This is a genomic window from Actinomadura luzonensis (assembly GCF_022664455.2).
Lineage (GTDB): Bacteria > Actinomycetota > Actinomycetes > Streptosporangiales > Streptosporangiaceae > Nonomuraea > Nonomuraea luzonensis.
On the sequence record NZ_JAKRKC020000001.1, the window covers coordinates 2032611 to 2055625 of the forward strand.

Genomic DNA, 23015 nt, shown 5'->3' on the forward strand with positions numbered 1-23015 from the left:
CGAAAGTGAGGCGACGTTCGTGACGAACGCCGTGTACAGCCAGAGCATGGTTCTGCCTCCACCGCAGACCAGTCTGCCGGTCCCGGGCCCGATCGATACCGGGCGGGTCGCCGACCTGATCGGCCAACTCCTGGTCGCATTGGGTGAGGACCCCCGGCGGGAGGGCTTGGCGGACACTCCTGCCCGAGTCGCGGCCTGGTGGGGTTCCTTTCTGGCGTCGGACACCTCGGCGTCGGTCATGTGCTTCGCGGAGTCCCGTCTGAGCGAGCAACTGGTTGTGGTCGGCGGCATGAGCGTGTGGTCGCTCTGTGAGCACCACCTGCTGCCCATGCACTTGGAGGTGGCCGCCGGATACGTGCCTGATGGCGAGGTGGTAGGCCTGTCGAAGTTCGGGCGGATCGCACAGCGGCACGCCGGTCGTCTGCAGGTGCAGGAGCGCTTCACCCGGCAGGTCGCCGAGGAGATCTGCGCTGTGATTGGCAGTGGGGATGTCGCTGTCTCTGTCCGCGGCGTGCATCTGTGCATGAGCATGCGGGGGGTGCGGTTGGAGGCTGCCCGCACCACCACCCTGCAGGCACGCGGCCGGTTTCAGGACGATCCCGTGCTCTCCCAGCAGTTCCTCACCCTGGCCACTCATCAGTGGGGGACGGCGTGATGGCCAAGAGCATCGAATTCTCCGTCATCGCCCCGCCCGACTATCTGGAAGCCTTCGTCTCTCACGAGCCGGCCCGCGTGCACCATGTGGCTGCCCAGCGGGTCCTGTCCGATCGCGCCTATCAGGCGTTCTTCCGTCGTGAGGCCGCGCGGGGAGCGGAGATCATCGTCGACAACGGGGTTTTCGACCTCGGCCATGCCCTGCCGACTCCGGACCTGATCGCGGCGGCCCACGCGGTCGACGCCCGCGAGATCATCCTCCCGGATGTCATGCGGGACGGTCCCGCGACGATCAAGGCCAGCGAGCAGGCCACGCACGAGATCCGGGACCTGAGCGACGAGTTCCGGCTGTGCGCCGTGGTACAAGGCGCGAACGACGATGAGTGGCTGCGCTGCTACGACCACTTCGTGTCCAGCGGCTACATCGGCGCGATCGCGCTGCCCGCTTCCCGGCACCCGGCCCCTGAAGAGGAAGTGTGCCGTACCCGATGGACGGCCACCCGTTACCTGGAGGAGCGCGGCCTGGTCGAGCAGCGGATCGTCTACCGCCTACTCGGCCTCGGCAGGACCGGGCACCTGGAACTGGTCGAGCAGCGCGAGCATGAATGGATCGCTTCCGTGGACGGCGCGGCCCCGGTCATCCTCGGCGCGATGGGCATCGCCATGCTGCCCGACGGCCCGTACGAGAAGCCGAAAACCCCGCGCATCGAAGACCTCGGCCCGATCCCCGATACCCGGTTCCGCCTGATCCGCCAGAACATCGCCGTGGTGCGCAAGGCAGCTGGCAGCAACGTTCGGATTGGACAGGTTCGCCCATGAGCCTCATGCCCGGCTCCTTGCTCACCAGGGGCGCCGACGTCGTGCTGCCCGCGGCACCGATCACAGCGGACACTCACACGATGGGCGCGGAAAGTCTGCTGCGCTACCTGGAGATCAAGGTTCACCACCTCATCCAGGAACGGTCCTGGAAGAACATCCACGTCATCGGAAGTTACGATCGCCAGGCCGTCGTCTCCCTTCACGAAAAGACCGGCAAGCTGTTCAACTGGGAGCGGCCCACCGCCGAAGTCCACGACCGCGAGCTGGTGGTCAAGGCGTTCCCCGGCATCCACTACGTCCACCACTACGCCCTGATCATTGCCACCTATCTCGCGATGACCGACCGGAGCTCCGAGACAGTCACCTACCAGCTCCCAGACCCTGCCCTACGCCGCGCGGCGGTCGACCGGCTCCACCTTGCCCTGGAAGGTGACCTCGTCATCGTCGGCTGGGCGCTGGAGCACCTCGCCCCGGACAGCGGAGTCTGGAGGCGCCGCGCGGGCTACGCCTGGCAGCGCGCGACGCTGCACGGCCGCCGGGTGGTCTACCTCGGCTTCCAGCACAGCATCTGGGGAGACGTCGCAGGCCAAGTCGTGGCCCGGCTCGCCGAACTCGGTGCGCGGGATGTCGTGTATGTCGGCAAGGTCGGTGCTCTGGCGCCCGAAGTCAAACCCAACACGTCGCTCGCCACCGGCAATGCGAGCCTCGTCGACAGCTCCCTCATCAAGTGGGACGACTTCTTCGGCGACTTCGCCGCAGCTCAGCCCGGCGTATGCACGGGTGTCCACGTGACCTCGCCGTCGATCCTGCTGGAAGACCGCGAGTGGCTGGCCAAGCACGCCGAACACGCCTTCGTCGACCCGGAGATCGGCCCCATGGGGGCCGCCGCGCACCGAGCGGGGATCGGTTTCGGCTACCTCCACGTCATTTCCAACAATCTCGCCCGCCACTACCCGGCGGACCTGTCCAATGAGCGTCACCACGAGGTCGTACGGCGGCGCGCCATCCTCGTCGGCCGGATCCGCGACATCATCGCGAGCCGTCTGGCCGATCTGAACAGCCACGGAGGACGACGATCATGACGGTCGCAGCACGCCCCACCAATCCCGTTCACGGCCGGGAGATCACCGTCACCGGAATCGACGGAGCAGGCAAAACCACTCTCGCGACGCGCTTGCACCAGTCCCTCGTGGACGCCGGCCACAAGGCGATCCTGGTCGGCAAGCACACTACCGACGTCCCCATGGACGCGGAACTGTCTGCCTACCTCGACCGGCTGAACGAGCTCGTCTACCGCCGCGACGCGCGCGTCGCTCAGGCGTGCGGTGAGCACTACTGGCTGATGGCGCTGGCCGCCTGGTACACGCTTCAGGAGAAGCTCGTGATTCAGCCTGCCCTTGCCGCCGGCACTCACGTTGTCCTCGACAACGCCCACCACAAGATCCTCGCGCGATACGCGGTCAGCCCGAACGTCTCGACCCGACTCGCCGACCAGGTCTTCGCTCACCTCACCGAACCCGATCTTGTGATCTTCCTGCGCCTCGGCGCCCGCGAAGCCCTGCGCCGCAAGGGCGAGTTCACCTCCCTGGAGGCCGGCCACCTTGGCGCCGGTGACGAGGACTTCATCCGCTACCAGGACACCGTCCTCGCCCAGTTGGACGAACATGCGCAGCATGGCGGATGGCTGTCCCTGGACGTCACCGACATGGACCGCGACGACGTGTTCAAGATCGCGGCCGATGCCCTCGTCGATCGCCTACGGCTTTCCCTCTGACCCGCACCCCATCACGAGGAAACGCACCATGCCAGTGCCTCCACCCGACGGCGAGTACGTTTGCCATGGCGTCACCTGGACGACCGGTGATCCCCGGCTGCTGCTCGCCCCGCTGCCCGACGGGCCGCTGATCTACGCCGAGATCATGAACCAACGGCTCGGCTTCCAGGTGATGAGTACCGGCCGATGGTGCACCGGTCGATACCGGTTCGCTGACACGGTCCGCGTTGAGGCCCTCGCCTGCCCTCATCGCGCAAGGGCCACGCAGAGCGGCCAGTGCGCCGCGTGCGCGGATCAGGACGACTTCCGCTTCGCCCACCAGGTCCACCAGGGTGGCCACGCCCCCGATGCCCTTCGCCGGTACATGGCCCAGCCACACTGGCTGTACATGGCCACCTTCGCCGATGGCACCACCAAGGTCGGGACCGCGGCCGAGCCGCGCAAACGCTCCCGCCTGGACGAGCAAGGCGCTCTGTGGGCCACTTACCTATTCAAGAGTCCCGACGGCCGCTCTGTGCGCCACCTCGAGGACACTCTCGCGAGCCGTCTACGGGTCCCTCAAACCGTGCGGGCCGCAGCCAAGCTTCAAGCTCTGGCGGACCTGGCCGACCTGTCCACCGCTCACACCGCCCACCAGCAGACCATCGCCCGCGCGGCCGACGTGCTCGACGCCCCTACGGTGATGGAGGCATGGGCACCACCGGCCGAGGGCGAACGCCTCCGCACGGCCGGCGGCACACGGGTGCTGTACCCACATGACCTGCGTGAGGGCGAGCACAGCTTCACCCCCGTCTCCTTCCTGGGCTCCCAGGTCCTGGCCCTCCTCGAGCAGGGCGACGACATCGGCTATCTGCTCGACCTCGGCAAACTCAAGGGCTGCCGCATCATCCTGGGCCCGTTCACCTCTCCCAACACCGCGGTCCAGGCTTCCCTGTTCTGACCCAGCTCTTGGCTACAGCGTTCGATCGCTCAATCCTGAAGTGAGGCAAGCATTGGCACCCCCTGACGCCGTCCTCGGTTGGGACGAGGACACCACGGCCGAGGCATACGCCGCCTTCACCCGCGACTTCCCCATGTACGGCACCACCAGCCGAGATCTCGCCCGTCGCGCCACTCTCGCCGCCAGCCGCCTGGTAGTCGATCTGTGTGGCGGAGCGGGCGCAACAGCCGAAGCTATTCTCGCCCTGGCCCCGCGCCAGGCCCGAGTCATCTCCTTGGACACCGCCGCAGCCATGCAACGCGTCGGCCGCCGTACGCTGACCGACCCGCGCCTGTGCTGGGTCAACGCCCCAGCCGAGGATCTGGCTGACCACGTCTCAGGTCCGGCCGACGCTGTGGTGTGCAACTCCGCGATCTGGAAGACCGACGTCCCTGCCGTGTTCGCAGCGGTCCACCGTGTCTTGCGGCTCAGTGGTCGCTTCGTGTTCAACATCGGCGGAGGCTTCGCCGGGGTTACTCACCCCGATAAGAAGGCCGTATGCAACCGTCCCTCGCTCAACAGGCTAATTCAGCAGATCGCCGCCCGTGACTACGGCTACTCCCCGCCTCCTGTCACCGACACCGCCAAGTTGCCACTGGATACCGTCCTTATGTACCTGGCCGCAGCCGGGCTGACCGTGGTGGACACCGAAATCACCGCCCAGCACAGCACCATGGAGGAGCAGAAGGCGTGGCTGTCCATCCCGGTGTTCGCGCGGCCCGACGGTGACTTCACCTATGAACAGCGTATGGAAATCCTGGACAAGGCATACGCCCTGACCACGCCCGGCACTCGGACCGTGACGAGCTGGCTCGTCGTGGTAGCCCAACGGCCCGGCGAGGCACCGTGATCACCCTGCCCCACACCACTCCTGGTAAGAAGCGATGCGACCACACCAGCGTCGCGCTCGCCCAGATCGACCGAGTGATCTAACCGTGCCGCAGTGTCGTAGGAACTCAGCGCGCCCTGATCGGATCCTCGGCCGCCAGCCAGCGCACGTACGTCTGGATACGGTCGTGATCCTCAGGGAAGACGGACTCGCACTCTTCATCGAGACCGAACCACCGCGCCGGCTGCCCGTGCTCCCCGCCCAGCGGCACGTCGCGGTCTACGATCGCGACGTACGACAGGCTCAGCGTCGGCGACCAATCGGCACGATAGGACCTGACGCAGGCGGCCGCAGGCACAGGCAGCAGCTCAGCTCGCAGTCCGGTCTCCTCGGCGAGCTCACGCGCCGCAGCGGCGCGCGGCGTTTCTCCCGGCTCCACCTTGCCGCCTGGCGACACCCATCCACGCCAGCGGTGCTTGACCAGCAGGACATGCCGGAAGGCCGGATCGGTCACCCAGACCTCGGCGGCCAACGGCTCCATCGGCTGCCGGCGGGCTCGCTCCAGCCAGGCTCGCGCGTCATCGAATTCGAGAACCGCCAGCTCGACGTCGGCGACCACCGCCTCCAAGATCGCCTTGCCAGGCTCACCATGGATCACCCGCACACCCTATGCCGACCTACGTATCGATCGCCGCGATCATAGGAGGGCCAACCAAGCACGCTGAAGCTGCCACACACCGGGCTTGGATCGTCCTGGGAGGAATTCACTTGCTCAACCAGACTGCGGCCCGGTGTGTGCACGACCCATCGTCCTGGTTGGGGTCGCCCCACAGGAGGTCAGCGTCCCGAGCACAACTGTGATGGTGCGGTGGGGTGCGCTCGGGGACTGCCCGACCAGCGCCCTGACCGCTGCCGGGACGACGCTCGCGAACCGCCAGTTCGTTCCTGGCAGCACCCTGTTCCCTGACTCCATCGCTGGCCCCGCCCTGCGCGCGATGGTCGGCGACACCTGGCGTTCCTCGCGTCACGCGCCAACGGCGCGACCACACGTTCGCGTCTTGAGGGACGCCTGGATCCCAGCGGAGAGACTCGGCACCTCGTCATCGATTTTCGCAAGATCGAGGCGATGACCAACAGCTTCGCTGACGAGTTGATCGGCAAGCTCTACACGTCCCTGGCTGCCAGCGACGTCACCTCCGGAGGCGTACAGCTCCTCGGGATGAACGAAGAGACCAGGGATGCGGTAACCGTGTGCCTAGAACGACGCAAGCTCGTGGCAGTCGCCGGTGACGAACAGCGACTGCTCGCCAGCGACGAACTGCTGCAGGCGACCTACGCCGTCGCGCGGCACCTCAACCAATTCCGCGCCGCTGACTTGGCATCTGAGCTGGCGATTTCCCTGCCCAACGCGAACAACAGGCTCAAACGCCTCCTCGAGGCAGGAGCGCTGTGCCGGCAACCTGATCCGGAACGTGAACGCGGTGGTAAACAGTTCACCTATCAGTTGCCGTTCGGCGCCAGCACCACGCGCGGGGATGTGTTGACGGGGCCACTGTGGAGTCGATTCCCCGGCTCGGGCCTATAGGTACGCTGCCCTGGTAGTCCACCCCCTCGCCTTCGGGCGGGGGTCTTTTGCTATTTCTGGGGCTGGCGGATTCGCCAGCCGGGGTACGCCTCGCCGTGCTCCCCGCGCACGCGGGGATGGTCCCGGGTCCGCTCACCCACCACGCGAACGGGCCTGGCCGCGATCACCTCCGTCCACGACGAAGGACACGCGCGTCAGGGGCGGTCGATCCGACGGCCTCATTCAGAGATCGATTCAACCGCGAGCATCTTTTCGATGTAGCTTTCTTCCCAGAAACCCCTACCTGGGAGGGCAAGTGTCGGTGGGGCAGGAGATCCTCTTCCATCGGTACGCCATTCCCCTCGGCCACGGCGGCATGGGGTCGGCGATCTACGACACGGGTGTCCACGTTCGTATCCGGGAACGCAAGGGTTCTGAAGTTGGAGACCTCCGGCTTCCGGGACAGCTGAACATTTGCGCAGGCTGGGGCGAACACCCTAGCCCTCAGCCTTTTCCAGACGCGACGAGCGGTTCAAGAAGCATATGGACCTAGATCGCCGCCGCGTGCAGACTGCCGTTCTCGGCAGTCCCGAGTCGGACCATCCCCTGTCGCTGCCTACCGACCGCGTGGAGGCCTTCGCATACCTCTCGCGTTACCGTGGCCAGGAGTTCTACTGCGGTCAGCTGCTCGGCGGCTGCGGCTGGCGACTCATGGACAAGCTGTACAAGGACCGGGTCTGCCATTTCGCGCATTACCCCGATCCGCATGGGCATGCACCGGAGTGCGAGCGCCGCTACGCCGGCGCCGACAGCGCCGATCACCTCTATATCCACCGTGGCCTCACCACGAGGTTCGGCCAGCTCGGAAAGAAACAGCGGTTCAACGGCCGGATGGAGGGTGGCGAGTGCATCGATCTGCTGGTTACTCCTCGACGTGCCCGCAGCGCTATCAAGGTGCAGTTCGTGAACCTCTCCGCCAAGGAGTGGGCTGACGAGGATGAGGATCTTCGCAGGCGGCTCGGCCGCGTCGACTGGGTGGTGGGTCCGCGAGCCTCGACAACGGCGGGCTACCTGATCGACCGCGATGGTTACGCACTGCACGTCCGCTGCATCCCCCGCGAACGAAACCGGATCGTGGAGATCGGCACGGAGACCCGCGACGGCGATCTGGCATGGGCGTCGGTCGATGACTGCGAGATCACAGAGAGGGGAATCGTCACCCCGCTGCTGCGTAAGACTCGTTCAAGCAACCCGCGCGGGGAAAGCTCTCCGCAACCTGTGAGTGAGCCGTCGAAACCGGCCATGGATCCACGTCGGCTGGCGATCTATCAGGAAGTCCGTGCCGGGTGCGTGAAGCTGGTCCAGGACATCGAAGAGGCGAAGGGCGCGGGCGATCTGGCCACGGCACGACTCTACGTGCGCGAGTTTCGACTGACCCTGGTGCGGGTGTCGCTGTTCAACCCGGACTTCGCCCAGGAGGTCCGGCAGCTCAAGAGCTACGAGGCGTGGGTGGCGCACGAGCAGAACGCGCGCAAGGTTGCCAAATACCAGGAGCAACGGACTCAAACGCTAGGGCTCACCCAGCAGCGCAGAGCGCGGTTGCGGGACATCGTCAAACTGCTGCGAGGCGCACAAGCTGCAGGGGACAGAGCCCTGGGCAGGGAACTGGAGGCCGAAGGCAGGGAACTGCTCAAGATGCTGAAGACGAGGAAAACGTACAAGGAAGATCGGAAAGTACTTGACCGGGCTGCCCGATGGCTCGACGTCAGCGCTGCACCGTTCAAGCCAGAGACGCCACCACCCGCCCCTCAGCCACAGGTCGGAGGCGCCGAAGGGCTTGGCGAACGGATACTGGCCAAGCTGAAGGCGGTCGCCGCGGACCAGAAGACCATTGACTGGCAGCAACTCCTCGGCAAGGAGTGGGAGTGGACCAGCTCGAAGAAGCGCTTGGAAGCTCTCGTCTGGGTGGACGACGTAGATGACAAGTCGCGGCCGCTGCTGTCCGCCCTGGTCACCCAGCCTCAGGGGCGGCTTGATCCGGAATTTCGCCAGATACTCGCCGCTTTGGGCTTTGCCGTGCCTCAGACAGACCAGGCCCTTGAACTGATCTGGCGGCGAGAGGTGGACCGTGCGCATGCCTGTTTCGCCAAGCAACCCCGGCCGATCCCCGACCGGCTCGTCCCCCGTGCCGATCAATAGATCATCGTGTTGCTGTGAGCAACTGCCGCACGCGCCCCGTCGCTGCATGCTCAGTGCCATAGATCCGCTCAAGATCAGATAGCAATGCGGTGAGGGTGCGCCGAGCCCGTTCCAAGAAGCCGGAGCTCAGCTCCAGCTCGCCGATCTGGCGCCTGAGCTCCAGAGCCTGCGGGTCATCTTCTGGAACGTCGGCCACCAGCGCCGTCAAGAGGTGCAGTGCCAGGTCAACGTCGCCCAGCTGAGCGTGACATGTGGCCTCCTGGAGCCGGTAGTGGAACGCCTGACCCGGCTCGCTCGACGCCGCCAACTCCCTGAATCCCTGCGCTGCTCGTCGGTAGTCACCCGCGCCCATATAGGCCTCGGCCAGTTGCTCCCGCAGTCCGGGCGCGTCGGGTGTACGAGCAAGGGCCTCCTCCAGCATCGAGGTGGCTTCGGTATACCGGGACTCCCTGATCAGGGTTTGGGCATTGCGGCGGGCACGACGGGCGTCCCCGTGGCTGAAATCGTCTCGGGCAGCTCGGCGTTCTGTCGCCGGCAGTTCAGGGCCGGTCATGGTGGTGCGGCTCAGGGCGCGGGCGTAGAGCGTCAAGGGGCTCGGGAGGGCATCGGTCATGTCGCCCAGCGGCGCGGTGCCGGAGAGGTACGGCATGAGCCGCTCGTACACTTCGCGAACGCTGCCAGGCCTGTCCGCCGGGTCCTTCTCCACCATCGCCATCAGCAGCTCGTCCAGCCCACGTGGAATGTCAGCCCTGTGCCGTCCGGCCGGTACCGGGGACGTGGTGACGTGCTGGGTCTTCACGCTGTAATCGTTGGGCCCAGTGAACAGTGGGTGGCCGGTGGCCGCCTCGTAGAGTACGCATCCCAAGGAGTAGATGTCGGTGTGCTTCGTACTCCGCTTACCTTCGACCTGCTCGGGAGACATGTACGCGGCAGTCCCGAGCTGCTGTCCGGTCTGGGTGAGCATGGTCATGTCCGCGTCATGGATAAACGCCAGGCCGAAGTCCAGGACCCGAATCGAACCGTCTCGGCAAAGCATGAGATTGGACGGTTTCAGGTCCCGGTGCAGGATGCCTTGCTCATGAGCAGCCTCCAAGACCGTCGCTATCTGGGCGCCGATGGACGCCACCCAGCCGATGGAGAGCGGTGCGTGCTCAGCAATGACGTCATGGAGACCATTCCCGTCGATGAACTGCATGACCATGTAGTGGCGGCCGTCAACCGTTCCGAAGTCGTACAGAGCAGGAACACCCGGGTGAGCGAGGCTGGACAGCGCCTTGGCCTCCCGGGTGAACCTCTGATGCAGCTCCTCATCGGGGAGAAGGACGAACTTGATCGCGACCCGTCGGTCGAGCACGATGTCGTCGGCGCCCCACACCTCGCCCATTCCACCGCAGCCGAGCCTGAGCGGGTCGAGCCGATAGCGACCGAGAAAGTGGGACACCAAGCCTCCCGGGGGTTACTCCGGGGTCAGGCTCCCGTCGAGAAGCCCATCGATCCCGGCGACAACAAGATTATCGCTGATCTCCCGCAACGCTCTTACTGTGTCCTCAAGCGCGAGAAGTTGAGCGAACGACTCTCCGTACCGGCGCTGTTCCTCGATCGGAAGTCTGGGTAGCGACGCCCGCCGTGGATCCCTCCTGACGGCCGAGCTGTGACGGCTCCCCGTGGTGCCTTCAGCACGTAGGCAGCCGGCCAGAAAATGGGGATCAAGGCGTTCCGGATCGGTTCGGAAAAGCAAAAGCTGCGAGCCGAGTACAGCACCCGCTTGGGTCATCACCCGTGGCAACGCGCCACTGGAAAGGAGCAGGGAGGCGATCACGTCGCCCTTCTGGACGCGGACAAGACCTGGAGTGTCCTGAGTACGGCCGCTGGGCTCTCGGTTGAGCAAGAGATCCTTCGCCGTGAGCAGGGGAAGGTCACCGCCCTCCGGAAGCTTGAGCGGGCCCTGCATGATGGTGACGACTCCCGCCCGAGCCAGCTCACCGAGATTGGTCATGACAAGATCCCGGCGGGGTTTCGCCGCGATCCGCGGAAGCCTGAGTTCCTTCACCACGGATGAGAGGCGGTCACTCATCGCTGGGTACCCGGAAGTGGGCTCCTGCGTCACTACTCGATGGCTCGTGGTCAGATCGACCTCTTCATCGAGAAGATCGATGATGCGTACCACCCGGCTGTTCTCCGGCAGCTCCGCCTTCTGGCAGTAGGCCCGCCATGCCGTCTCGGCCAGAGACAGGTCCTCGCCCGCGTTGACCATCAATACGTCCGACGGCGGCTCACCTCCCTCGACAGGCTTGCGGAGCACCCACAGGTCGGGTGGGCCGCTGGACGCGGGAGCGGCGCCGGGAAAGAGGCTGATGATGGCTCGCAAGGTTCCAGCTCTCAGCAGATTTCCTCGGATTCGCCGGCCGGGACGGCGATTGGCAGCCACACTCGGCATCATGATCACGACGAGCCCGCCTGGCTTCACATGCGCCAGGCAGTGTTGCATCCAGGCAAGTTCGGACTCACCGCGCGGTGGCAGTCCGAATTCCCAACGTGGATCGCTGGTCAGCTCCTCGTATCCCCAGCCGCGCTCGTTGAACGGCGGATTGCACACCACGGCGTCGAACTGAACGCCGGCAAAGGCATCGGCGCGCAGCGAGTCACCGGCTTCGACCTGCGCCTCATAGCCATGAAGTCGGAGCCGGACGCTGGTCAGTCTTGCGGCGTTCTCATTCAGCTCCTGGCCCGCTACCTGGCTGCCACGGGTTTCCAGCAATATCGTGCCGATTCCACAGGCCGGGTCGAGTACCGTGCCGCCCTCCGTACCACCGATCGTGGTCATCAGCCTTGCCACTGCTGGCGGAGTGGCCAGCAGGCGACGGGAATGGAGATCGACGTAGCGTTCGCAGATCCCGTCGAACGCGGCGACCGCGCCCTCCGCCTGCCCGATTTCGCGGGCCTCCCTGGCCAGGGCATCGTCAAGCTCGGCGCTCTCCCCCAGCAGAACCGCACCGACCTCGGCCACTACCTCACCTAGACGCAGATCGTCAGTGCTGCTGCGCAATCGCTGCCAGAACCGTTCCAGCGGCGACACTTCGACATAGCGATCATGATCACGGAGCCACTGTTCCACCTCGCTCAGCGAGAAGGCAGGACTTGAGGCAGTGCCGCCCACAGGTTGGGGAAAGTCGTCGAACCGCTTGCGCCAGTTACTCACTGCGGCCCGGCCGACGTCGGCCATCCGTGCGATGTCAACGGCATTGACCAGGACGTCATCTTGCATCAGAGCCCCTCCTCCGGCAACCAAAGCTCATTTCCGGCACGGCGGAGCCGCTCGCGATAATCCTCATGCCCTGGCAGCGCCCGCTCTACGGCGCTCCAGAACTCGGACCCGTGATCAGGCCTCTGAATATGCGCAAGCTCGTGAACAAGCACGTAGTCAATCAGGCTTGGAGGCAATTGCATGGTGGCCCAGTGGATGTTGACGTGCCCGTCCCGCGAACACGATCCCCATCTGTAACCGAGCGGTCGGACGCGCAATCCGCTCACCTCGACACCGAGCCGCGTCGCCCAGGGACGCATCCGTTTCGACAGCCAGGGGTGACCGACGCGGCGATACCAGCCGACGAGTTCCTTCGCGCTGCCTCCTCTGGGCAACTCCAGACGCCCCCGGATGAGCCGTACCTCGTCGGCGTCCACCAGGCGCAGCCGATAGGAACGGCCCAGATAGCGGAATCCCTCGCCTGTGACGAACTCTTTGGCAGGTGGGGCGTCGCCCAGCTCCCGCTTCTCCGCGAGCTTGCCGTACAGCCAGGGTCTCTTGGCCTCCACCACCTTGGTCAGCTCGGACTTCGACAGTTGGGGTGGGACGACCGCGGTAATCGAGGCGTCCCGTTCGACGGTCAGGCGCACGCTCTTGCGCCGATCGCTCACCGAGACGGCGACCTCCAGGTCGCCGACTCGCAGGACTCCCGGTATTTCACTCACGGTCACCAGCATGCCAGGGTCAGGCTTTGGGGATCGTCGCGTGGTTGTTCTTGACGGCGTCCCGGGCCTTGTCCGCCACCTTCTCCAGCTGATGGACATCGCCGAGGTCAGCGGTCACGAGAATCTCGAAGATCTCGTCGCGGAAGTCGGCGACGTCGGGACGCTTGTCCCAAAAGCCGTGCCGGTGGATGGTCCGGCCGGCCAGCCGGATGATGTCCCGAGTGGCCTTGACGAACCGCTGGTCTTCCAGGTCCGCGTCGGAGGTCGCCAGCTCCTGAAGCAGGACGCCGTAGAGAGCGAATTCGGCGGGGCTGAACTCGTGGGGGTTGTCCCGCCGGTCCTCCACCACGTCGGACATCAGGTCCTTGAACGCCAGCAACTGGGCGTCCCAGTCGTCCTTGAGCTCGGTCAGGATCTGTTCCAGTCGCTCGCTCAGCAACTGGTAGCGGGCCGGGTCCTGGCCGGCGTTGACGGTGATGTGATGCCGAATGGCGTTCTCCATCTCCGACGCCTTGGCCCGTGAACCGCCGGTCATCGCCTCGACCCTTTCAGCGAAGTTGGTCGCGGTCAGTGCGATGGGCGGCAGCTGCTGCTCGATGTCGAGCGCGGTGATGTGCTCGTCGATGAGCACCTTGATCTTCTGTCCGTACGCGCCGGGGTCGAACTCGCCGCCGTCGACGCGGTAACGCCGGTTCGCGGTGAGCCTGATTACCGCGAAGTGCTTGGCGTCGGCCAGATACGGTGTTGCCGCAGGGTCGGGCAGCACCGTGTTGATCGTCCGGGAGAAGCGGGCCAGCTCGACGCCGAACCGGTCACGCAGTTGCGGATCCGCCAGCTCTTGCACGCAGCCTTCGACGTCGGTGTAGTCGCGGAACATCATCCGGAGCCGCTGCCGGCGCGGCTCCAGCTTGCCGATCTCCGTCTTCAGGTCGCGCAGTGCGCCCGAGACGTCGCGGCTCTCGTCGGTCTCGAATTCCTCGTCGGCGTAGATACGCAGCGCCTCTACCAGGTTCTGGGCCACGCCGCGGTAGTCCACGACGTACCCGAAGGGCTTGTTGCCGGCCGTACGGTTCACCCGCGCCACGGCCTGGAGCAGGTCGTGCATCTCCAGCTTCCGGTCGAGGTACATCACCTGCTCGATCGGCGCGTCGAATCCCGTGAGCAGCATCGACTTCACGATGACGAAGGCGATGTCGTTCTCCCCGAAGGGCCGGGTGAAGCTTTCGATCCGGGTCTTCTGCTTGGCCTCGTCGGTCCACTCGGCGTAGCGGTCCTCGTGTTCGGTGTCTCCCTTGGAGATCACCGGCACGAAGTCCATCCGCTTCAACAGGTCGAGCTGCTTGTGGGCCTTCACGAGCTGGGCCTGGCGCGGCTTCAGTTCTTCGATGGTCCGGGTGAGCAGGTGCGGCGGGAGCTTCTCGATGTCGCGGACCAGCTCGTCGCGGGCCTCCATGAGCGCTTCCCGGTACCGTACGGTCGTCTCCCGGTCGTAGGCGACCACCTGCGCCTTGAAGCCCTCGGGCAGCACCTTGTCCACGTAGTGCCGGAGCATGTGCTTGGCCTTGACGTCCACCAGCTTCCGCGCCGCCGACACGTTTCCCTTGGTCGCCCAGCGGGACTGCAGCTGCTGACGCTCTTCGTCTGTCAGCTCCTCGAACTCCTCCTCGAAGAGCTCGTCCATGTCCTGGCCGTTCTGCAGTGCGCCCTTGACCTTGATGCCCTCGTAGAGGATCGGCACGATCACGCCGTCCTCTTCGGCTTCCCGGAGGCGGTAGGTGTCGATGAACGGTCCGAACAGCTCCACGCTGGTCTTCCGCTGTCCCCGCTTCTTCATGATCGGGGTTCCTGTGAAGCCGATCCTGGCGGCGTTAGGCATGGCCTGGCGAAGGTTGGCGCCGAGTGCGGCGGTGTGCGAGCGGTGCACCTCGTCGATCAGTACGACGATCGACTCATCGGTGTTGATCTCGCCCAGCTCCATGCGGTCCTTGGGCTGACCGCTCTGGTTCTTCTGGATCATCACGAAGACCAGCCCGGGACCCTTGCGGCCGAGCAGAGTTCTCGCCCGTGCCGTGTTTTTGGCGACGTCCACCTTCTCGTTGCTCAGCGCCATCGTCTCAGTGAGCTGATCCTGCAACTGGGTACGGTCGGTGACCACCACGACCTTGTAGTGCGCCAGCCCGTCCAGCGACCGCAGCCGCCGTACCAGGAAGGTCATGGTGAGGCTCTTGCCCGACCCCTGGGTGTGCCAGATGATGCCACCGCGATGTCCCGGCTCGCCCGTCAACAGCCGCTCGACCGCGCGCTCGACCGCCCGGAACTGCTGGTACCTGGGGGCGACCTTGATGGTGACACCCTCGTCGGTGGTCATGAAGGTGACGAAGTTGTGCACGATGTTCAGCAGGTTGTCCGGCTCCAGCACGCCGGCGACCAGGACCTCCTGCTTTCTCAGCTGCTCTTCTTCCTTGCCCAGCCGGTCGGCGAGCTGCTTCTTCGTCATCGGGTACGGGTCACGCCACGGGACGTAGTGTTCGAGCTTGGCGGTTAACGTGCCGAGCCTGGCGTCCTCACCGCTCGTCGCGACCGTCAGCTGCACCGGCCGGAATAGTCCGGTACGGCTGTCGCGGTAGCGACGAAGCTGGGTCACGGCCTTGTCCAGATTGCTCTCGGTGGTCTTCTTGCACTCGATGACGACCAGAGGGATGCCGTTCACGAAGAGGACGACGTCCGGGACAATCTGCTTGTGGCCGCCGGTACCCGGGATGTCCACCCGGAACTGGTTGATCACTGTGAACTCGTTGCTGCCCGGACGGTTCTTCCAGTCGATGTAGTGCACTGTCCGGGATTTGCCGGTCGCCAGATCTTCGATCGGGATTCCGTTGATCAACAGGTCGGTGATCTGCTTGTTGGCTTCCAGCAGGTTAGTCGCGGGAATCCGGGTGATGGCGTTGACCGCTTGGCTCACCTTGCGCTCGTCCAGCCAGGTGCCGTTGATGCGCTCGATGGCGTCACGCAACTTGTCTTCGAGGATCGTCTCGTCGAAGCTGCCCCGGTCCGACATCCTCGGAGAGAGCGGAATCACCGCCCCATGTTCAGCTCCCGCCTTGTGTTCCCAGCCCATGTCCTTGAGCTGTTCGATGAGCGGCTTCTCGACGAGCAAGTATTCGTAGTCAGTCACCGTCCGACTCCCCTCGCTAGCTCCGCTAGCAACGTCTTCACTCAGGTAAACCGCCTACTGCCGGAGCGGCTCACCACCGCCGCAGTTGAGCTCAAAGTTTTTCCAGTACGGCTTCCGCAGTGGCGGCCCGCACCCGCCCCGTCAGCAGGTCTTCCATGAGACCTTGCTTGAGCATGCGAAGGCGCGCTTCCTCTTCTCGCCATCGCTCGATGGTTTGTTCGCATTCGACTAGTGCGGCATCGATCTTTCGCTGATGCTCTAGCTCTACCGGCAGCTCGATAAACGTTTTCCGAAGATTAGTGGGATTAATGTTCACTTGATGCACACCAGGAGTGGCAAAGCGCCTGATGCGCTGCTGAATTGCAGGACGATTGAGCCAGCGCACCAGATATTCTGGCACAAGGCGACCCAGGTCTGGATTAAGACGCACCAGATAGGAGGCAAATGACGTGGGCCGTTCGATCTCACTTCGCCAGATTGATGTGCGACCGACATGATCGATGCTATTCGTACGATTGAAAAGCACGTCACGGTCACGCAGAAAGAGGTGCGCGGGCGCGCCAAGGGATGAATACTTCACTTCACCGAGCTCAATTTTCCCGTTGGCTAGATTATTCATCCTAAGAATAGGAGTGCCTGAATCATCCTCATCAAGTGAAGTGGAAATTCCGTACTCAACGCTGGGAACCACCTCGGCAAGTCGAACACACGACCATCCTTCGCCGAGATCCGAGGGATCGCTACGAACCGGGATCAGAGCGTCAGAGATGGCTGCCCGAAGAGCGATGACCTTTTTGGCGCCCTCAAGTGTGAAGCGAATCTGAGCATCGAGAGTGTCGAGGATTTCCGCGATCCGTCGCTGCTGACCTATTGAAGGTAGAGCGATTTTAAGATTCGCGACATCCGACTCGTTAACTGCAGGATAATTCGAACCGACCGCCATAGCGTCAGTCTGGCGGAGGGCTGAAAGGCCTAGCATCCAATGGAAAATGAATCGCGGATGCGCGATGCCAGCCTTGGCTCGGAGTACTGCGAACCCCGTGGACGCGACGAGTGCTTCACCAGCGTCTTCTATATACCCGTGAGACTGCTGCAGCGGCCTCACTGTGCCCAGTAGGCAGTCATGCGGACGCACAAGGCGCTGAGCCCGTGAAGGTGCAGAAGCCCGCAAATGAGTATCCAAGCTGTTCCAGAAGATTTGCCCGCGACTTACCGCAGATAGATCAATATAGCGAAAGCGGAATGATCCTGGCGTACCTATCGTGAGTGCTTCTGGATTGATGTCAACCGCGTCTGAAAGACGAGCTTCACGCATATCCCAGCTCCTTCAGGTAAGCAGTAAACCGAGCAGCAGCAGCTTCGCGCTGATCCTCGAGTTCGCGTAGGGTCACCGCATACTTGTCCGCCCACATGCGGAACGCATCCTCAAACAGCCGACGGGCAGCCGCCGTTCGAGAATCCAAGCGGGACGAAACCTGTAGCCGGAGCACGTCGAGGACGAGGGCGCGGCGGCCAGAGGCGTCCAGGGCACCGGCGGCCATGCGGAGGCGGGGGAGGAAGTGGTCTTCCAGCGCACCAACCTTTTTCCTGGCGGCCGCCGTACGGGACTTGAGTGCTTTGAGCTCGGCCTCGGAGAGTTGGCCCTCGGCGGGCTCGTCGGCTTCCTCCTCGTCCTCCGAGGGCTTGGCGGTGGCGGCCTTGAGTTGGGCGTTCAGCTCGGCGTAGGCGGTCTCGGCCTTTTCGAGTTCGGCCAGGTAGTCGGGAATCAGCGCGGGGACGACGCGGTGGTCGCGGGCCTTGCGTTTCTCGGTGGCGATCTTCTGCTTGTCCCAGTACTCGACGTCCTCCTCGTCCAGCGCGAAGGCCGACTCGATGGTGGTGAGCCAGCCTTCGACCACGCCCTCGAACCCGTTCAGGCCGAGGGTCTTGATGTCGTACTGGGCCTCGCCCCACCATGCCGCCACGACGCCGGCCAGTTCGAACCGGTCGAGCATGTCCAGGGGCAGCAGCTCGGTCACGAAGGAGTCGAGCAGATCTGCGCGTACCTCCATTACCTTGTGCGTGCTGGGCAGTTCGATCAGGTGCTTGCTGTGGCGGCTCCACCACTCGTCGAAAGCCTCGCGCAACCGGATCACAGCAGGTTCGGCGAGGGTGGGGAGGCGGGCGGCGGTGGCCTGCCAGCCCTCGGGGAGGAAGTCGAAGTAGTCGGCGTCGCGCTCGGTGAACAGCGTCACTGGGTCGATGCCGAACGCCCGGAACAGCCCCGCCTTGGCCTCGACCTCGGACTTGGGTACGCCGCCGTGCAGGTGGGCGCGTACATCCTGCGGCTCGGGCGGAGGCGTGTTGTCGACGTAGCGGCGGATGTTGAGGTTGAAGTCATTCTCGCGGAGCTCTTCGACGTCGACGACTCGCGCGAACCCAGGGATGTCCTCATAGGCCTCGTACGCTGCGACGATCTTCTCGGCGTGCTGGGGGTCGAGGTAGTTCTGGGCGCGGCCGGCGGTGAACTCGCGGTCGGCGTTGATGAAGAGCACCTTGCCGCGCCGTTCGGCCGGGCGCGGGTCGGTGCCGCGCAGGACGAGGACGCAGGCGGGGATGCCGGTGCCGTAAAAGAGGTTGGGGGCCAGGCCGATGACCGCCTCCAGACGGTCATCCTCGATGATGCCCTCGCGGATGTCCTTCTCCTTGCCGCCACGGAACAGCACGCCGTGGGGCATGACGGTGGCCCCGATGCCGTCGGGGGTCAGCACCGCCAGGACGTGTTGGGCGAACATGAGGTCCGCCTTCTTCCCGGTCTCGGGCGCGTAGCCGTACTTGAAGCGTTCCTTGTGCTTCATGTCGACTGAGGAGTAGTTGAGGGAGAAGGGCGGATTGGTGAGCACCCGGTCGAAGCGCATCAGCTCGCCGCCCTTGAGGTGCCGGGGCTCGGCGAGGGTATCGTCGTTCTCCAGCTGAGCGTTGAGGACGCCATGGAGGATCATGTTCATCTTCGACACCGCCCAGGTGCCGCCGTTGTACTCCTGACCGGCCAGGGTCAGGTCACGCGAGTCGAGGCCGTGCTCGTCGATGTACTCCTTGGCGTGGATGAGCATGCCGCCCGAGCCAGCGCACGGGTCGTAGACGGCCATGCCCGGCCTGGGCTTGACCAGGCGGACCATCATGCGGACGACACCACGCGGCGTGTAGAACTCGCCGCCCTTCTTACCGGCGGAGTCGGCGAACTGGGCGATCAGGTATTCGTAGGCCGCGCCGAGCAGGTCGGGAAACTCGAAGTCCTCGTTGCGGAGCCGTACGCGGGAGAAGTGGTCGACGAGCTGCTGCAGCCGCTTGTCGGGGATCGTGGACTGGCCGACCTTACGGGTGAAGTCGATGTGCTCCAGAACGCCTTCGAGGGCGGCGACGTTCTCTTCCTCCAGGGCGCCGAGCGCCTTGTTGAGCATGTCGCCGACGTTCTTCTTGCGCGACTCGTTCCTGATATGGCTCCAGCGGGCTTCCGGGGGCACGTAGAACTTGTCACCACGGTAGAAGCCGCGCGCCTCGGCCATCCGTTCGGCTTCCTCGCGGCTCTTGCCTTCGGCCATCCGCTTCTCGACGACCTCGCCGCGGACCACCTCGAACTGGTCGGAGGCCCGCTTCAGGAAGAGCATCCCGAAGATGTACTCCTTGAACTCCGAGGCGTCCATCTTGCCTCGGAGGATGTCGGCCGCGCCGAACAGGTGCCGCTCAAGCTGCGGCAACGTCAACTTCGCCACGTGGTGGCCTTTCTCAATCGATCGATCTGCGCTGCCTCGATATGGCTCCGCCTCGACGGAGGCTCTCTAGTCTTTCAACAGCCCGCCGGGTCTCCAGGAACAGCACCATCGCGTTGTCAAGACTCTAGCCAGAAGCCATAGAACCGTCAATAACACTAGATAGAGATGTGTACTCGGATCACAGTTTAGTGAGCATGTCGTCGAGAAGTGCAGAGCCCAAGCACTCCAGTTTGGCCAAAAGAGCTCGCTGGACCTTTACCTGAGCATCAATCGCGGTGGCCACCCTCACCGTCGACAGTTGCCGCTGCAGAGAGGGCAAGGCCACCACCTGACGTCGCAGCGTTCCCGCGTGAGCCCAGAGGACAGTCCCTGGAGGAGCCTGGCCCACGAGATCAGCCAGGACGGAAGGGCGAGAGAGGAACAGCGCCAGGAATGCAGGCAGTACCTGATCAGACCTTGGCCTAAGGCGCAGGCACGACGAACTGTAGAGCCATCCGGAGTGCTCTCGCCCAATCACCGCGACTCTTCCGAGTGCTCCTTGACGAACAAAGAGCACATCGTCCTGGCGTAGAGCAAATCGAGAGAGCCGAACTGCGTCCTTAGCGGGGAGGCGTCGCAGGCCGTCCGTCTCTACCTCACGAAAGGGAGTGAGGTCAGATGGCGTGAGAACAGGCACGCCGTCATCTCCCTCATGAAGGTTCTCCAGTAGTGACCCCGAGGGCCCCACAGTCACCTCGCAGAGCTCTCCAAGGAGGACTTGTTTGAGCTCGGCCACGTTCCTCGTTCCTTCCTGGCTTCATTGATGTAGGGGCCCAGGCTAGGCGTTGTTCAGCCTGGGCCCCTACAAGGCTTAGGCCGTACGTTCCCTGCTCGGGAGGATGGCCCGCATCGCCGCCTGTGCGCACACACCCACCACAGCCGCCGACGCCGCCAGCATCATCTCCGTGGTGCGCAACACCAGAGACGCGCCCACCACAATCAGCGCGAGGACCATGATGACCACGTGGATAATTCTCCTGGTGCGCGACCGGCGCGAGGGCCCATCATGGACCTTGCTACACCTCATTTAGACTGTCCCTCCATGCCCCGAACGGGGCTGCCGAGCCGCACCGCCCTCGCGGGCCGCAAACCAAGCAGGGCGGTGCGGCAGGTTGTCCGGGATTGCATGTCGGAGTAGCGACGCTCGGATCGATGATTCCCACCAACCACCCCATCGCCACCCGATAATCCCCATCTCTCAGCACACACTAACTATGCGTATGGAGATACGCAATCCCTAACGAAGAGGTGATGGCACCTCGAACCTCCCCGCGCCAGAAAGGTCGCGAATTACGACAAGGCCATCCGGGCAGGTCGCACTACTCCGGCAGCCTCTCCCGGTGTCCGACTGCCCAGCGTCTCAATGCTGCCGAAGGGCGGGAGGCCGGCGGTTCGCAACCGCGTGGTGATCAACGCCGGCGTCCACGACGGCAGGCCGTACATCGTCAGCGAGTACGTTCAGGGGCCCTCGCTCGACCAGCTCGTCCGTCGCGAGGGCCCGCGTTCTCCTGACAGCCTGGTTCGGCTCGCCATCGCCACAGCCGCTGCCCTCAACGGGATCCACCAGGCTGGCATCGTCCACCGGGACTTCAAGCCAGCCAACGTCCTGCTCGCTCCCGACGGCCCGCGGGCTCGACGATGTACTTCGCGGCGACCGGCCTCCCGGCCTTCGACGGCCCATCCGTCTGGGCCGTCGAGAACCAGTTCATCAACTCCGACCCGGACCTTCGCATGGTTCCCCCGCCTCTTCGCGAGCTCGTCCAGCAGACCATGCGCAAGGCCGCATGAACGCCCACCGGCATTACAACTACTCCTACTGCTGTCACGATAGAAGTGCTTGCATACTGAGTTCACAGGCTCTATTCTTCTTGAACGAGGTGCAAGGGAGCTGTGATGCGTACTCTGCGAGCAGGACGAGCCATCCACTTACTGGACATCGAGAACCTGGCTGCATCGCCGTCGCCCACCGCGACGGAGATCGCCGACACCATGTCGGATTACCTGTGCCGGGTGCCGGTCGGCGCCCTGGACCAGTTCGTCGTCGGGGTCAACCCGCGATCGCTGGCCGAGGTGGGCCGAGTGATCCACGGCGCTCAGATCCTCACCCGGTCCGGACGGGACGGCGCCGACAGCGTGCTCGCCGAGATGGCCGTCAACGACCGGATCGACCTCCGGTTCGAGCGGGTGGTCATCGGCTCCGGCGACGGCTACTTCGCAGACCTCGCCGCCTGGCTGACCGCTCACAACGTGCGGGTCACAGTGGTTTCCCGCACCGGCCTGCTCAGCTGGCGCCTCTACGTCGCGGTCCGCGACATCACTTACCTTGACGCGGCGCTGGCCGCCTGATTCCAGGGGAAGCCCCATGACCCACCAGCCCCCCATGCCACCTCCTGCGCGTCGCGGGTTCTCCGGCCCCGCGGTCGCACTGATCGCCGTTCTCGCCTTGGGCGCGGGTTGTGTCGGTGGCGTGGCCGTAGGAAGTGTCGGCAACACGCCGACTACGACCACGTCCCCCACCAAGACCGCCGCCGCGGAGGCACTGCAGGACACTTCTCTTCCTCCCGCCGAAGAAGAGAAGGGCCGACTGGTGAAGCTGCCCGACTTCAAGGGGCAGAACGCCGCGATCGCCCGTCAGTGGCTGGTGGACCGGGGATGGAACGAGTTCAGCGACATCAAGCTCGGCTCGCAGGATCAATACGACACGATGGTTCTCCTGCCGGAGAACTGGACGGTGACCAAGCAGTCCCACAAGGCCGGCACCAAGGTCAAGATCGGCACCACCATCGTGCTCACCTGTACGAAGGCGTCCTGATGGCCGCGCTCATCCTCAACCGACAAAGGCTCCTCGCCAGTCGGGATGCCCTCGACTGGGCGGCCGCCGGCCTGCCGTACATCGGCGCACTACTGGTCGAGCTGGAAGACGAGTCCTGGTACGTCCAGGTAGCGAAGATTGCCGGGGCAGAGCACTACTTGATGGAGCATCGAGCGGGAGAGGCCAGGCGGCACGTATGGGCCATCGCCCACTCTCGCGCTGACCTGGTCCGTGCGCTGCTCGGCTTCGCACAACGCGATGAGACATGGATGACCGGATTCCAGTGGGAGGCGCTGGAGTTCGATGAACAGACGCGCTATGTACGGCTACCGCCGCATCATCCCATGTCATCCAGGTCTGGGCTGATCATCGACGGTTTCGACGGCCCGTCCACAGTGTCGGACGACGAGCACGACGCTCTGCGCAACGAATTCTGATGCGAACATCCGT

The 23015-nt window shown here is 64.5% G+C and carries 20 protein-coding genes; 12 read left to right on the plus strand and 8 right to left on the minus strand.

Translation table 11 applies throughout. The annotated features are described in order from the left end of the window. The first annotated feature begins 19 nt into the window (after window positions 1-19). Genes folE through MF672_RS09640 form a run of 6 tightly spaced genes read left to right on the plus strand, consistent with a single transcriptional unit; the run spans window position 20 to window position 5076 of the window. Window positions 20-655 (plus strand): GTP cyclohydrolase I, encoded by a 636-nt coding sequence (folE, locus tag MF672_RS09615; protein WP_242373378.1) that lies wholly within the window; start codon window positions 20-22, stop codon window positions 653-655. Continuing rightward, window positions 655-1473 (plus strand): hypothetical protein, encoded by an 819-nt coding sequence (locus MF672_RS09620; RefSeq protein ID WP_242373379.1) that lies wholly within the window; start codon window positions 655-657, stop codon window positions 1471-1473. Before folE ends, MF672_RS09620 begins: the two co-directional genes overlap by 1 nt. Beyond that, window positions 1470-2555, plus strand: a complete 1086-nt coding sequence (locus tag MF672_RS09625; RefSeq protein WP_242373380.1) for a hypothetical protein — start codon at window positions 1470-1472, stop codon at window positions 2553-2555. Before MF672_RS09620 ends, MF672_RS09625 begins: the two co-directional genes overlap by 4 nt. Further along, the gene (locus tag MF672_RS09630) at window positions 2552-3247 is read left to right on the plus strand and encodes a dTMP kinase (protein WP_242373381.1); all 696 of its coding nucleotides are present in this window, start codon (window positions 2552-2554) and stop codon (window positions 3245-3247) included. Before MF672_RS09625 ends, MF672_RS09630 begins: the two co-directional genes overlap by 4 nt. Next, window positions 3213-4187, plus strand: coding sequence for a DUF2797 domain-containing protein (locus MF672_RS09635; protein WP_242373382.1), 975 nt, complete (start codon window positions 3213-3215; stop codon window positions 4185-4187). Before MF672_RS09630 ends, MF672_RS09635 begins: the two co-directional genes overlap by 35 nt. 52 nt (window positions 4188-4239) lie before the next feature. Next, window positions 4240-5076, plus strand: a complete 837-nt coding sequence (locus MF672_RS09640; protein ID WP_242373383.1) for a class I SAM-dependent methyltransferase — start codon at window positions 4240-4242, stop codon at window positions 5074-5076. Window positions 5077-5182: 106 nt separating this feature from the next. Here the strand turns inward: MF672_RS09640 and MF672_RS09645 are convergent, their stop codons facing one another. Beyond that, window positions 5183-5713 (minus strand): NUDIX domain-containing protein, encoded by a 531-nt coding sequence (locus MF672_RS09645; protein ID WP_302893183.1) that lies wholly within the window; start codon window positions 5711-5713, stop codon window positions 5183-5185. Between the two features lie 411 nt (window positions 5714-6124). Between MF672_RS09645 and MF672_RS09650 the strand changes: the two genes are divergently transcribed. Continuing rightward, on the plus strand, window positions 6125-6640 hold the full coding sequence (locus MF672_RS09650; protein ID WP_507161375.1) for an STAS-like domain-containing protein: 516 nt from the start codon (window positions 6125-6127) through the stop codon (window positions 6638-6640). A 522-nt stretch (window positions 6641-7162) separates the two neighbouring features. After that, window positions 7163-8818, plus strand: a complete 1656-nt coding sequence (locus tag MF672_RS09655; RefSeq protein WP_242373385.1) for a hypothetical protein — start codon at window positions 7163-7165, stop codon at window positions 8816-8818. A gap of 1 nt (window position 8819) precedes the next feature. Here MF672_RS09655 and MF672_RS09660 read toward each other — a convergent pair whose 3' ends face one another. From MF672_RS09660 to MF672_RS09690, 7 genes are all read right to left on the minus strand, one after another. Continuing rightward, window positions 8820-10259 carry a serine/threonine-protein kinase gene (locus tag MF672_RS09660; RefSeq protein WP_242373386.1) on the minus strand — a complete coding sequence of 480 codons (1440 nt, stop codon included), beginning with the start codon at window positions 10257-10259 and terminating at the stop codon, window positions 8820-8822. 15 nt (window positions 10260-10274) lie between these two features. Further along, on the minus strand, window positions 10275-12083 hold the full coding sequence (locus tag MF672_RS09665) for an N-6 DNA methylase (RefSeq protein ID WP_242373387.1): 1809 nt from the start codon (window positions 12081-12083) through the stop codon (window positions 10275-10277). Next, on the minus strand, window positions 12083-12799 hold the full coding sequence (locus MF672_RS09670; protein ID WP_242373388.1) for a M48 family metallopeptidase: 717 nt from the start codon (window positions 12797-12799) through the stop codon (window positions 12083-12085). Before MF672_RS09670 ends, MF672_RS09665 begins: the two co-directional genes overlap by 1 nt. 7 nt (window positions 12800-12806) lie before the next feature. Next, window positions 12807-15962: a type I restriction endonuclease subunit R gene (locus tag MF672_RS09675; protein ID WP_242373389.1), complete on the minus strand. Its 3156-nt coding sequence runs from the start codon at window positions 15960-15962 to the stop codon at window positions 12807-12809. Window positions 15963-16053: 91 nt separating this feature from the next. Then, window positions 16054-17277 (minus strand): restriction endonuclease subunit S, encoded by a 1224-nt coding sequence (locus tag MF672_RS09680; RefSeq protein WP_242373390.1) that lies wholly within the window; start codon window positions 17275-17277, stop codon window positions 16054-16056. Continuing rightward, window positions 17270-19714: a type I restriction-modification system subunit M gene (locus MF672_RS09685; protein WP_242373391.1), complete on the minus strand. Its 2445-nt coding sequence runs from the start codon at window positions 19712-19714 to the stop codon at window positions 17270-17272. Before MF672_RS09685 ends, MF672_RS09680 begins: the two co-directional genes overlap by 8 nt. Before the next feature lie 850 nt (window positions 19715-20564). Then, on the minus strand, window positions 20565-20717 hold the full coding sequence (locus tag MF672_RS09690) for a hypothetical protein (RefSeq protein ID WP_242373392.1): 153 nt from the start codon (window positions 20715-20717) through the stop codon (window positions 20565-20567). A gap of 399 nt (window positions 20718-21116) precedes the next feature. Here MF672_RS09690 and MF672_RS51780 point away from each other — a divergent pair, with 399 nt between their 5' ends. From MF672_RS51780 to MF672_RS09710, 4 genes are all read left to right on the plus strand, one after another. Next, complete coding sequence (locus MF672_RS51780) at window positions 21117-21584, plus strand: protein kinase domain-containing protein (RefSeq protein ID WP_308210472.1); 468 nt, start codon at window positions 21117-21119, stop codon at window positions 21582-21584. Between the two features lie 62 nt (window positions 21585-21646). After that, entirely contained in the window at window positions 21647-22099 is a 453-nt protein-coding gene (locus tag MF672_RS09700; RefSeq protein ID WP_242373393.1) for an NYN domain-containing protein, read from the plus strand. A 16-nt stretch (window positions 22100-22115) separates the two neighbouring features. Beyond that, window positions 22116-22565, plus strand: coding sequence for a PASTA domain-containing protein (locus MF672_RS09705; RefSeq protein ID WP_242373394.1), 450 nt, complete (start codon window positions 22116-22118; stop codon window positions 22563-22565). Continuing rightward, window positions 22565-23002: a hypothetical protein gene (locus tag MF672_RS09710; RefSeq protein WP_242373395.1), complete on the plus strand. Its 438-nt coding sequence runs from the start codon at window positions 22565-22567 to the stop codon at window positions 23000-23002. Before MF672_RS09705 ends, MF672_RS09710 begins: the two co-directional genes overlap by 1 nt. The last annotated feature ends 13 nt before the right edge of the window (window positions 23003-23015 follow it).